11 protein-coding genes are annotated in these 11,591 nt (G+C 74.4%); 3 read left to right on the forward strand and 8 right to left on the reverse strand.

Annotated features, from left to right (window positions below):
* Nucleotides 1-29 precede the first annotated feature (29 nt).
* The 7 genes from EV372_RS07500 to EV372_RS07530 form a co-directional block, all read right to left on the reverse strand.
* Nucleotides 30-698 (reverse strand): DUF305 domain-containing protein, encoded by a 669-nt coding sequence (locus tag EV372_RS07500; RefSeq protein WP_130398809.1) that lies wholly within the window; start codon nt 696-698, stop codon nt 30-32.
* Nucleotides 699-813: 115 nt separating this feature from the next.
* The gene (locus EV372_RS07505) at nt 814-1,245 is read right to left on the reverse strand and encodes a DUF6153 family protein (RefSeq protein WP_253795212.1); all 432 of its coding nucleotides are present in this window, start codon (nt 1,243-1,245) and stop codon (nt 814-816) included.
* A gap of 289 nt (nt 1,246-1,534) precedes the next feature.
* Nucleotides 1,535-2,008, reverse strand: a complete 474-nt coding sequence (locus tag EV372_RS07510; protein ID WP_130395405.1) for an SRPBCC family protein — start codon at nt 2,006-2,008, stop codon at nt 1,535-1,537.
* A gap of 4 nt (nt 2,009-2,012) precedes the next feature.
* Entirely contained in the window at nt 2,013-2,273 is a 261-nt protein-coding gene (locus EV372_RS07515) for an acyl carrier protein (protein ID WP_130395406.1), read from the reverse strand.
* A gap of 105 nt (nt 2,274-2,378) precedes the next feature.
* Nucleotides 2,379-3,590: a beta-ketoacyl synthase N-terminal-like domain-containing protein gene (locus EV372_RS07520; RefSeq protein WP_130395407.1), complete on the reverse strand. Its 1,212-nt coding sequence runs from the start codon at nt 3,588-3,590 to the stop codon at nt 2,379-2,381.
* Nucleotides 3,587-4,855: a beta-ketoacyl-[acyl-carrier-protein] synthase family protein gene (locus EV372_RS07525; protein WP_130395408.1), complete on the reverse strand. Its 1,269-nt coding sequence runs from the start codon at nt 4,853-4,855 to the stop codon at nt 3,587-3,589. The genes EV372_RS07520 and EV372_RS07525 overlap by 4 nt, the downstream gene beginning before the upstream one ends.
* Before the next feature lie 302 nt (nt 4,856-5,157).
* Nucleotides 5,158-5,799, reverse strand: a complete 642-nt coding sequence (locus EV372_RS07530) for an HNH endonuclease family protein (RefSeq protein ID WP_130395409.1) — start codon at nt 5,797-5,799, stop codon at nt 5,158-5,160.
* Between the two features lie 447 nt (nt 5,800-6,246).
* On the opposite strand from EV372_RS07530, the gene EV372_RS07535 reads away from it, so the two are divergent.
* The 3 genes from EV372_RS07535 to EV372_RS07545 are packed head-to-tail and all read left to right on the forward strand — an operon-like array spanning nt 6,247 to nt 9,196.
* Nucleotides 6,247-7,392, forward strand: coding sequence for a FecCD family ABC transporter permease (locus tag EV372_RS07535; protein WP_197044375.1), 1,146 nt, complete (start codon nt 6,247-6,249; stop codon nt 7,390-7,392).
* Nucleotides 7,392-8,180: an ABC transporter ATP-binding protein gene (locus EV372_RS07540; RefSeq protein ID WP_117197876.1), complete on the forward strand. Its 789-nt coding sequence runs from the start codon at nt 7,392-7,394 to the stop codon at nt 8,178-8,180. The genes EV372_RS07535 and EV372_RS07540 overlap by 1 nt, the downstream gene beginning before the upstream one ends.
* Entirely contained in the window at nt 8,177-9,196 is a 1,020-nt protein-coding gene (locus tag EV372_RS07545; protein WP_130395411.1) for an ABC transporter substrate-binding protein, read from the forward strand. Before EV372_RS07540 ends, EV372_RS07545 begins: the two co-directional genes overlap by 4 nt.
* A 60-nt stretch (nt 9,197-9,256) precedes the next feature.
* On the opposite strand, the gene EV372_RS07550 is transcribed toward EV372_RS07545, so the two are convergent.
* Nucleotides 9,257-11,467, reverse strand: coding sequence for a discoidin domain-containing protein (locus EV372_RS07550; RefSeq protein WP_130395412.1), 2,211 nt, complete (start codon nt 11,465-11,467; stop codon nt 9,257-9,259).
* Nucleotides 11,468-11,591: the final 124 nt, after the last annotated feature.

The raw sequence follows: 11,591 nt of genomic DNA on the forward strand, positions 1-11,591 counted from the left end.
TCCCGGCGCCCGCCGCGGGCCGGGCCGGGTCAGTGACCGCCGTGGTCCCCCTCGGCGTCCTGTCCGGAACCGTCCTGTCCGGCGCCGTCCTCCCCGGAGCCGCCACCTCGGCCGAGCATCGCCTCCATCTCCTCGATCTCGGCCTCCTGGGCGTCGACGACCTCCCGGGCCAGCTCACCGGCCTCGGGATCGACGCCGTTCTCCAGCTGGTCCTCGGCCATCCGGACCGCGCCCCGGTGGTGGGCGATCATCAGCTCCAGGAACAGCGTGTCGAAGGCCTCCCCCTCGGCCCGCTCCAGCTCCGCCATCTGCTCCTCGGTCATCATCCCGGACATGCCGTGGTGCTCCCCGTCGCCCTCGGGCTCGACCCCCCAGGCGTCCAGCATCCCCCGGAGCTGTTCGATCTCGGGCCCCTGGGCGGCCTCGATCTCGGCCGCGAGGGCCGCGACCTCCTCCCCCGCCCGGTCCTCGGCGAGCCGGGACATCTCCACGGCCTGCTCATGGTGGGGGATCATCATCCGGGCGAACACGACGTCGGCGTCGTTGAACTCGGCCGTCGGCTGCTCGGCCGCCGACTGCTCGGCGGACCCGGGCGCGGGGTCGGGGGCCTCCCCGCCACCGCAGGAGGCGAGGAACAGGGCGGCGGCCAGTGCCGCCGGAGCCGCCGGGAACGCGCGGGTACGGAACTGCGTGGTCATTGGGTCCTTCTTCATGGCTTCTTCGCTCATGGCGCGGGGCGCCACGGCGAGGTGGACAGGGCTCGGGACCGGGTGTCGGGGCGCGTGGGGCCACCGCACCACCCGGGAGGGGCATCTACACCCTCAGCACCTGTAACTTCGCCAGACACGGGGGTTCGGGCGGCGCCACGCGCACCGCCCGCCGGAGCGGCGGGGACGGCGGCCTCGGCAGCGCTCCCGGCCAGGGGAGGAAGACCACGGCGGCCAGCCCGACGAGGGCGGCCACCAGGGCGGCCACCGCCAGGCACATCGTCGTCGGGTCGGTGACGGGGGAGGCGGCGTGCGCGTCCGGGTCGGAGTACCCGCCAGCGGCGGCGTGCGCCTCCGGAACGGGATCGGCGTGCGCGACGACCGAGGCGGTGGAGACGGGAGAGGCGTGCTCCGTGTCCGTGGACGCGTGCCCCAGGGTGTGCATTCCCGCCACACCGAGCAGCACGGACACCAGGAGCAGCATCCGCACCCAGGCCAGGCCGGGGTGCGCGGAGCGCCCGCGCGCGACCCTGCCCACGGCTCCCACCGTGGGCGCCGCGCCACGCGGAAGGAGCGGTGGGACAAGGGCGTACGTGCTCGCCACCAGCCTCTCCTCCCCCTCGCACTCCGCCGCGCACGGCGGGTTCCGTTCGGGGCCCGGGATCCCGTCCGGACCGACTCCACCAGGGTAGGGCCGCCCTCCGGAGGTCCCCGACCGCCCCCGCCCTACCCCCTACCCCTAACGGGTAAAGGCGACCGCGGTCGCCCCCGAGCGCTGCGCACGGGGGCGGCCGCGGTCACGGCGGGCACCGGTCAGCGGGCGCCGCTCAGGTGGTGGCCTCCTCCATCCGGGCCCGCGCCGCCGCCTCGACGTTCCTCTTGATGTGCTCCATCTCGGTCGGAACGTTCTGGTTGTACTTGACGGTCATCTGCTCGTCGTCGAAGGGCGCGTCGGGCCTCATGGCGAACTGGTAGCTCCAGGTCAGGCGCACACCCTCCGGAACCTGCTCGTAGTTCCAGTGGATCCGCACGTACTCGAAGCCCTCGGTCTGGACGCGGTGGGACCAGGCCTCCCCCGCCTCGCGGTCCACGGTGCGCTCGGACACCCAGCTCCACACGCGCCCCTGCTTGTCGGGTTGCTTGGTGACGCGGAAGCGCGTGGTGTCGCCGTCCTGCTCCAGGATCTCCACCGAGGAGTGCCAGGTGAAGATCTGGGGCCAGGAGGCGACGTCGTTGGTCAGTTCCCAGACGAAGTCGTAGGGCGCGTCGATGACGACGCTGTGCTCGATGCTTCCGGGCACGGGATCACATTCCTTTCGCGGGGGCCGCGACGCCCCCGTTGACGAGGGTGGACAGCGCTGCAGGGGAGGGCGACGCCTCGGCGTCCGCCCCGAGCTTGCGGCCGACACGGCGCTCGATCTCGGCGACGATGCCCATGACGCCCAGGGAGTCGATCCCCAGTTCGTCGAAGGTGCTCGCGGAGGCGGTGGCGGCGTCGGTCCGGACGCCGGCGCAGGCGGACATGAGTTCCACCAGCTCCTCCATCTCGATGTGTCTGTCGGACATGGGTCTCCTCGAAATCTCGTGTGTCGGTTCGGGTCCCGGTACGCGTGCCGCGCCAGGTGTCGGTCCGCGTGCCGGGTGCGGGTCTGTTCGTCGGCCTGGCGCGGGTCAGACCGGGTCGGGTCGGGTCAGGACGGCGGCGGAGTTGCCGCCGCCCAGGCCGCGCGACAGGACCAGAGCGGTGCGCAGGCGCGCGGCGCGCGGCACCCGGACCACCAGGTCGAGGCCGCTGGGCGCGTCGGGGACGTTGGGTGTGGGCGGCACGACCTGGTGTTCCAGGCTCAGGACGGCGGCGGCCACGTCCAGCGCGCCCGCCCCGGCGTAGGCGCGTCCGAAGCCGGTCTTGGGCGCGGTGACGGCCACCCCGTCCGGGAACAGCTCGCGCAGCACGGCGGCCTCGTCGGCGTCGGCCTTGGGCGTGCCCACCGCGTCGGCGAAGACCACGTCCACGTCCTCGGGGGCGACGGCGGCCCGGCGCATCGCCTCCCGCGCCGCGTGCAGGAGTCCGGCGCCGCCCGGGTCGAACGCGCCGACCCCGCCGAAGGTGCTCGCGTGCCCCGCGACCCGGGCCCGGATCCTGGCGCCGCGCGCACGCGCGGCGGCCTCGTCCTCCACCACGGCGACGGCCGCGCCCTCGGCCGGGACGTGGCCGCCCGCCCCCTCGGTGAAGGGGAGGTAGGCCGTGCGGGGGTCCTCGCCGCGGCTGAGGACCTCGGCCCCCGCGTGGCAGGCCAGCGCGAACGGGGAGCCGATCGGGGCCTCGCTGCCGCCGACCAGCATCGCGGAGGTCCCGCGCCGCAGGGCCCGTTCGCTCTGGCCCAGGGCGTCGAGCATGCCCGGCTCGTCGGTGACCAGCACCCCGCACATGCCCTTGAGGCCGTTGCTGATGGAGATCTGTCCGGTGCTCGCCGCGTAGAACCAGGCGATGGACTGGTAGGGGCCGACGTGGTCGGGACCCCTGCTCCACAGGGCCTCGATCTCGCGCTGGCCGAACTCGACGCCTCCCGTGCAGCTGCAGATCAGCACGCCGACCGCGTAGGGGTCGGCGGCGGGGTCCAGCCCCGAGTCGCGCAGGGCCTCACCGGCCGCGACCATCGCGAACCAGCTGAAGGCGTCGGTCTGGACGACGTAGCGGCCGTCGAGGTGGTCGTGCGGGTCGAAGCCGGGGATCTTCCCGCCCACGCGCACGTGGAAGCCGTCGGTGTCGAAGTCGGGGATCGGCGCGAGGAGCGAGCGCCCCTCCCGGACCGCCTCCCAGTACTCCGGGACGCCCACCCCGGCGGGCGAGACCGTGCCGAGTCCGGTGATCACCGTGCTCATACGCGCACCTCGCTGCCCCGGTCGAGGACGACGGCGGACTGGAAGCCGCCGAAGCCGCTGCCCACGGAGAGCACCACGTCGGTGCGCCGTTCGCGCGCGGTCACCGGCACGTAGTCCAGGTCGCACTCGGGGTCGGGCGTGCTCAGGTTGGCGGTCGGCGGCACGACGCCGGTGTCCATGGCCAGCACGCAGGCGGCCAGTTCGATGGAGCCGATCGCGCCCAGCGAGTGCCCCACCATCGACTTGATGGAGGACATGGTCACCCGCCGCGCGTGCTCGCCCAGGGAGCGCTTGACGGCGTCGGTCTCGTGGCGGTCGTTCTGCACGGTGCCCGATCCGTGGGCGTTGACGTAGTCCACGTCGGTGGCCGGGCGCCGCGCCTGGTCCAGGGCGGTGGTGATGGCCCGCGCCATCTCCTGCCCCTCGCGGCGCAGGCCGGTCATGTGGAAGGCGTTGCCGTGGTTGGCGAAGCCCGCCACCCGGCAGCGGATCCGCGCGCCCCGGCGGCGGGCGATCGAGGCCTCCTCCAGGATGAGGACGGCCGCGCCCTCGCCCATGACGAAGCCGTTGCGCTCGCGGTCGAAGGGACGGGAGGCCCGCGCGGGGTCGTCGTTGCTGTCCGAGGTCGCCCTGATGGCGTCGAAGCAGGCCATGGCGATGGGCGAGATCGGCGACTCGGCCGCTCCCGCGACGACCACGTCGGCGAGGTCGTCCTCGATGGCCTGGGCGGCGTAGCCGACGGCGTCCAGGCCGGACGTGCAGCCGGTGGAGACCGTGCGCACCGGTCCGCGCGCGCCGACAAGTTCGGCGATCTCGCCGGACAGGGCGCTGGGCGTCACCGCCCGGTACAGGTGCGGCGAGGCGGCCTCGGGGTCGACGACCCAGTCGGCGCCGCCCCGGCTCATCCGGACGTAGTCCCTCTCCAGGCGGGTGGTGCCGCCGACCGCCGTCCCCATGCTCACGCCCACGCGCCAGGGTGAGACCTCGGACAGGGGCGGGGCGCTGTCGGCCAGCGCCTCGGCGGTGGCGACGGCGGCGAACTGCACGTACCTGTCCATGCGCTCGGCCTGGCGCTCGTCCAGGCCGTGCGCGAGGGGGTCGAAGTCGACCTCGGCGGCGATCCGGGAGCGGAAGTCGGACGCGTCGAACAGGGTGACGTGGCGGGTGGCTGTGCGTCCCGCGGTGAGCATCTCCCAGAACGCGGCCGCGCCGATCGCTCCGGGCGCCACCACGCCGATGCCGGTGACGACGGCCTCACGTCTCACAGCGCCTCCCCGGGGAGGTCGCGGGCCCGGCTCAGGTCCAGGGCGGAGGCTGCTCGCGCGCCCACCGCGGGGTTGTGACAGGGCAGGGTCATGCGGTGTTTCCTCCACATGGTCTGAGGGATGTAGAGAACGCGGCTTTCCTTTTCACGTTCGGTAGCGTGTGTATCACGCTGGGCCAACCCTCCCGGCGATGAACGCGCTCCCACGCGCCACCTGGCCAGCCAGCTTCCGTCTCCCGGGCGCGTCCCGGCCCGGGCGGGATCCGCCGGGCCCCCGTGCGGGCCGCCCCGCCCCGGACCGGGTCAGGCCGCCTCGGCCTCGACCACGGCGTCGGGGCAGTCCGCGGCGAGGGAGACGAGCGCCTCGTGCTCGGCCGGGTCCACCGTCAGGCCCCAGCGGACCTTGACCGTGGTCCACTCGGTGACGTAGCGGCAGTGCGCCTCCGGTGAGGCGGGCAGCCACTGGGCGGGGTCCTGGTCGGCCTTGGAGCGGTTCTGCGCCGCGGTGACCGCCACCAGCGCGACCGGTTCGCCCATGTCGTTGGCGTAGTCGCGGCGCCGGTCGGTGGTCCACTCCGAGGCGCCCGAGTCCCAGGCCTCGGCCAGGGGCACCATGTGGTCGATGTCCAGGGCACGGGCCTCGGTGTGGGCGCGCCCGTCGTAGTAGGACTCCCACTGCCCGCCGCTCAGGCGGCACCGCTCACCGACCTCGGGCATGACGACGGCCTCCTCCATCAGGACCTCGGCGCGGGTGTTGCAGCCGTCGCGGTCGGCGTCGACCCAGTGCGGGAACAGGGAGCGGTCGTACCCCTGCCGGTTCTCGTCGGTGACGGGAAGTCCGGCGACGGCGACGGCGAGCGGGACCGCCTCGGCGGCGTGCGCGGCGGCGTGCGCCAGCAGGGCGGTGGACAGGACGGCGGCGGTGATGCCCACGGCGGCGCGCACGCGAGCCTCCTTCGGGTTCGACTACGGATCGTCGCTGATCGTTTCCGGAGAGTGCGCAGGGGTAACCCCCGGTCGCCCCGTCCCGTCGTGGACCGCAGGGCACACCAGGGCGATACGGGAGAGTCCGGCACATCGGCGCACCGGAATCGGCCCTGCCGTCCACAGCCTTCCGGTCAGGCGCTATCGACCGAATCTGAGACGGGGGCCGCCGCGGCCCGCGACCAGCGGCGGGACGGCCCTCGCCCAGGTCGGAGCCCCGCGATCCCGCCGGGACGGCCGCCGCGCGCACCCGCTCCGGCGGCCGACCCCGCGTGCACGCCCGAGCCGGTTCCGGACAAAGGGGTCGCCGTGTGCACACATCCTCTCCCGGCCGTTCCGGCGGAACCGGCTTTGCCCTAATATGAAAACCATTATCGTTTTTGCTGACCCAGCGGGAGGAGAAACCAGGTGAGGCACGTGTCCCTCCCTCCTGGCAGGACGCGCCCGGCGCCCGAGGACGCGGCGTCCGACGGCGCGGCGTCCGGGCGAACCGGCCCGGCCGGGGTCAGATGGCTGGCCACGCGGGCGGGCACGGCCACCGCCGCGATCGTCCTCGGCGTCCTCCTCGCGGTCTCCGCGGTGCTGGCCATCGGCCTGGGATCGGCGGTGGTCCCCCCGGCCGAGACGGTGCGCTACCTGTGGGCGGCCCTGAGCGGGGGCGTGATCCAGGCCGACGAGGTGGTCCGCTACCAGATCATCTGGCAGATCCGCACCCCCCGGGTCCTGCTCGCCGCCGTCGTCGGCGCCGGTCTGGGGGTCGTGGGCGTGGCCGTCCAGGCCATGGTCCGCAACGCCCTCGCCGACCCCTACATCCTGGGGGTCTCCTCCGGCGCCTCCGTCGGTGCGGTGCTGGTCAGCGTGCTGGGCGCGCTGTCCGCGCTCGGTATCCACGCGGTCTCCGCCGGGGCCTTCCTGGGCGCGCTGGGCGCGACGCTGCTCGTCCACCTCGTCGCCCGCTCCCCCACGGGGGTCACCCCCCTGCGGCTGGTGCTCACCGGGGTGGCGCTCTCCTTCGGCTTCCAGGCCGTGATGAGCGTGATCGTCTACCTGGCGCCGAGCAGCGAGGCCACCGCCACCGTGCTCTTCTGGACCATGGGGAGCTTCGGCGCGGCCACCTGGAGCTCCCTGCCCGTGGTGGCCGTCGTGGTGGTCCTGGGCATCCTCGTGCTGCGCGGCCTCGCGCGCCCGCTCGACGTGCTGGCCCTGGGCGACGAGACCTCGGCGAGCCTGGGCGTGGACGCGGCCGGTCAGCGCAGGATCCTGTTCGCGGTGACCGCGGTCATGACCGGGGCCATGGTCGCCGTCAGCGGCGCGATCGGCTTCGTCGGCCTGGTCATCCCCCACATCGTGCGGATCGCGGTGGGCGCCGACCACCGGCGCGTGCTCACCGTCGCCCCGCTGCTGGGCGCGCTCCTCATGGTCTGGGTGGACCTCTTCTCCCGCGTGGTGGTGGCCCCGCGCGAACTCCCCCTGGGCGTCATCACCGCCCTGATCGGCGTACCGGTGTTCCTGGGCCTCATGCGCCGCCGCGGCTACCTGTTCGGAGGACGATGATGGACCTGCGCCTGGACGGGCTGTCCGTCGAACTCGGCGGCGCCCGGATCGTGGAGAGCCTCTCCCTGGACGTGCCCGCGGGACAGGTCGTGGGACTGGTCGGCCCCAACGGCTCGGGCAAGTCCACGGCCCTGCGCTGCGTCTACCGGGCGCTGCGCCCCAGCGGCGGGACCGTGTGGGTCGGGGACGAGGACCTGTCCTCCCTGAGTCTGCGCCGGAGCGCCCAGCGGGTGGCCGCCCTGACCCAGGAGAGCGGCAGCGACCTCGACTTCACGGTGGAGGAGGTCGTCGCCCTGGGGCGCGCCCCGCACCTGCGCGGCAACCAGCCGCTCGACGCGCGCGAGCGCGACCTGTGCCGCCGGGCCATGGAGCGCCTGGAGGTGGCCCACCTGGCCCACAGGGGCGTCATGGAGCTGTCCGGGGGCGAGCGCCAGCGGGTGCTGGTGGCCCGCGCCCTGGTCCAGGAGCCCAGCGTGCTGGTCCTGGACGAGCCCACCAACCACCTGGACATCCGCCACCAGATCGCGCTGCTGTCCCTGCTCCGGGACTCGGGGCTCACCGTCCTGGTGGTCCTGCACGACCTCAACCTGGCCGCGGCGGCCTGCGACCGGATCGGTGTGCTCCACGAGGGCCGACTGGTGGCCGCGGGCGCTCCCGACCAGGTCCTGACCCCCGCCCTGCTCCTGGAGGTCTTCGGCATCGAGGCCTCCGTCGTCCCCCATCCCCTGACCGGGGACCCCCAGCTGCTGTACCGGCTCCTCCCCGCCGTCGAGAAAGGCCTCCAGTGAAACACCGGACATCCCCTGGGACCCGCGCGTCCCACCGCTCCCTGCTCCCCCTGACCGCCGTGGCCGTCCTGGTCACCGGGTGCGGAGCCCAGGTCGAGGAAGGGCAGGAGGCCTCGGCCGCGGGCACGGTCACCGTGCGGCGGTGCGGCGAGGAGGTGGAGTACACCACCCCGCAGCGCGTCGTGGCCTACGAGGCCGGGAGCGCCGACAAGCTGTTCGCCCTCGGCCTCACCGACCACGTGCACGGGTACGTCATGCCGCCCGCCAACCCGCCGGTGGAGGAGTCCCCCTGGGCCGAGGAGTACGCCCAGGTGGAGTTCCTCAGCGACGACCTGCTCAACCGGGAGCTCGTCGTGGACGCCGGGGCCGACCTCGTCGTCGCCGGGTGGAACTCCGGGTTCAGCGAGGAGCGGGGGATCACCCCCGAGATCCTGGACGGTCTCGGCATCCAGAGCTTCATGCACACCGAGTCCTGCTTCAACTACCCGGGGCATCCCGAGGAGGTCGCCCCGTTCGAGGGCCTGTACACGGACCTGGAGCGGCTGGGGCAGATCTTCGGGGTCGAGGACCGCGCCGGGGAGCTCGTCGCCGACTACCGGGCGCGGGTGGCCGCCGTGGAGGAGCAGGCCCCCGCGGGCGACCCGGTCCCCGTGTTCCTCTACGACTCGGGCACCGACCAGCCCTTCACCGCGGGCAGCCAGGTCCCGCCCAACGACATCATCAGCCACGCGGGCGGTGAGAACGTCTTCGCCGACCTCGACGAGCGCTGGACCCAGGTCGGCTGGGAGGCGGTGGTGGAGGCCGAGCCGGAGGTCGTCATCATCCTCGACTACGGCGACCAGCCCGCGCAGGAGAAGATCGACTTCCTGACCTCGTTCCCCGCGATGGCCGAGGTCCCGGCGGTGGTCGAGGAGGACTTCTTCGTCATGGACTACAACGAGGGCATCTCCGGTCCGCGCAACATCGACGGCCTGGAGAAGTTCGCCGAGTACCTGCGCGACCTGGAACAGGACTGATCCGCGCCCGCCCGCGCCGCTCCCCCTGTTCCCGGGACGGCGCGGGCGGGCACGGGCCGGTCAGCGGGGGTCGCGGCGGGCCGGAACCCGACCGGAGCCCCCGGACGCGGCGGGGCCGTCCGCGCCCCCGGTCCTGCGCGCCGCCTCCCCGGCGGCGGACGTGAGGCCGCGCGGGGTGAACACCGCCTCCCGGGCGCGGGCGGGGGTGACCACCTCGCGGAGCGCGGGGTCGGTGAGCAGGACCACCGGGGCGATCCGGTTCGGCTCCAGGGGGTACCACCCGGGCAGGGCCCCCTCGATGACGGCCCAGGCCTCGTCGGTGGCGCCGCGGGCGGCCAGTCCGCGGGCCGTGTCGAGGGCGCGCTCGAAGGCGGGCGGCTCCGGCAGCCGGTGGGAGGCCAGCCACTCCCGCCGCTCGGCCTCGCTGGAGGGGACGGTCAGACCGGGCACGGCCCCGGCCAGGGCGCGGTCGGCGTAGGCCGCGCCGCCGGGCGTGTCCAGACCGGCACTGTGCAGGTAGAGCGGCACCGCCTCGGCCTCGATCCGCCCGGTGCCGACCTCGGCGACCACGTGGGGGCGGTGCAGCAGGCCGCGCAGCCTGTGGTGCGCCCCCCGCACGTCGAGGAAGGCCGCGAGGACCACTTCGAGGTAGGCGGCGGCGCCCGACCCCTTCTCCTTGGCCCGGCGCAGGGCGCCGAGCGCCTCCTCCACCCGGCCCTCCAGGGCGGCCCGGCGTCCCCGCGCCAGGAGTTCGCGCGCCCCCTCCGGGCGCACCGGGCGCCCCTCCGCACCGAGCAGTTCCTCGAACGAGGCGCGTTCGGCGGCCACGAGGTCGGCGAAGGAGCGGTGGCGCTCCCCCGGGCCGGGGTTCCAGCCCGCCCAGGCGTAGGCGGCCCACTCGCCGTCGGGGGAGACGTCGCCCGCGTCCAGCACCCAGTCCTGGGCGCCCCCTTCGTCCGAGACCAGCAGCAGCGGCCCGGCGGGCCCGCCCTCCCGCGCCGCGAGGGACTCGTCCACACCGCACTCGTCCTCCAGGTCGGCCGCCCAGCCGACGGTGGCGGTGGAGCGCAGGCCGTACACGAAGGCGCTCGCGGGTCCCCAGCCGTCGGACGCCTCCAGGAAGGCGCGGTAGCCGGGCGGCAGCCGCCTGCCGAGCCGCTCCTCCAGCTCCGCGATCCGCTCCCCGGGTGCGCCGTCGTGGCCCAGCCAGGAGGCGGCGCGCTGCTCCGCGGTGGTCCCGGGGAGTTCGTCCTCGGTCAGGACCCGCAGCATGTCCGCGCTGTACCCGGCCAGGTAGGCCCGCCACTGCTCGGCGGTGGCCGGGACGCGGGCCAGCAGGTCCCGCACGGTGCCCCCGTACGGGGAGGGCGCGCCGCCCGCCGTGTAGCGGTGTCCGTCGAACGCCTCGTAGGTGCGGCCCTCGGAGAAGAAGCGCACCCGGTTGAGCTGGATCTCCGAGCCGCCGCAGTTGCCGGTGATCTCCAGCCGCAGGTGCCGGTAGGGGGTGTCCGCGGCCGGGTCCGTGACGTGGAAGTCGCGGGCGTGGTGGCGGCCGGGGAAGAACTCGTCGGAGCGGGTGTCGAGCGTGACCCACGTCCGGCCGTCCGCCGACCCCTGGAGAGTCCAGTTCCGGGGGTCGCGGTCGGCGAAGTCGTTGGCGGAGACCAGGACGTAGTGCCGGACGCTGACGGGTTCGGCCATGGTGAACTCCAGCCAGTCGGCGTCGCGCCAGCTCAGCCACTTGGAGGAGGTGTCGTCGAGGAGGTTGGCGGCGACCTCGCCCGCCCTCGTGTGCTCGTTGCCCGCCCGCACCTCGCGCACCCCGCCGGTGACCTCCTCCCCGCTCCCGGCCTCCTCCAGGGCGATGGTGCGCAGGGCGACCGCACCGCCGCCGCCCTCGCGGTCGGCCCAGGTGACCCGCGCGGCAGGGGAGCCGCCGTCCTCGATGAGCAGCCGCAGTTCCTCCTCCACGTCCACGCCCTCGACGCCGAACCTGTGGACGGGGCGGTCGGCGAGCCGCTCCACCAGCCGTCCCCGCCAGGCGTGGGACGCGCCGTCCGCGGTGGTCCGCGTGCCGGTGAACGCGGTCATGCCGGGTTCGAACCCGACCACGGCCTCCGCGCCGTCGAGGTCGCGCCAGCCGAGCTGGGCCAGCGGCACGGCCCCTCCGGGTTCGAACCCGACCACCAGCCGGTGGTCGGCCAGCCACTCCCCCGTCTGGGCCCGCTGCCGCTCGGTGCGAAAGACGCGGACGGTCGGGTGCTCGTGCATGGAAGGCTCCTGCGGTGAGGGGGTTCGGGGAGGGCGGCCGGGGGCGCCGCCCGCGGATCCGCGACGAGGCTACGCGTGCGGCCCGACATTTCGGATGTCACTCGGACGCCTCCCGGACACCGCC

Source organism: Nocardiopsis sp. CNZ308, from assembly GCF_004217075.1.

Excerpts from the sequence above, each read along its gene's own strand:
- EV372_RS07500 (WP_130398809.1), bottom strand. The coding sequence starts at position 698 with ATGACCACGCAGTTCCGTACCCGCGCGTTCCCGGCGGCTCCGGCGGCA.
- EV372_RS07515 (WP_130395406.1), bottom strand. The coding sequence starts at position 2,273 with ATGTCCGACAGACACATCGAGATGGAGGAGCTGGTGGAACTCATGTCC.
- EV372_RS07540 (WP_117197876.1), top strand. The coding sequence starts at position 7,392 with ATGGACCTGCGCCTGGACGGGCTGTCCGTCGAACTCGGCGGCGCCCGG.
- EV372_RS07550 (WP_130395412.1), bottom strand. The coding sequence starts at position 11,467 with ATGCACGAGCACCCGACCGTCCGCGTCTTTCGCACCGAGCGGCAGCGG.
- EV372_RS07520 (WP_130395407.1), bottom strand. The coding sequence starts at position 3,590 with ATGAGCACGGTGATCACCGGACTCGGCACGGTCTCGCCCGCCGGGGTG.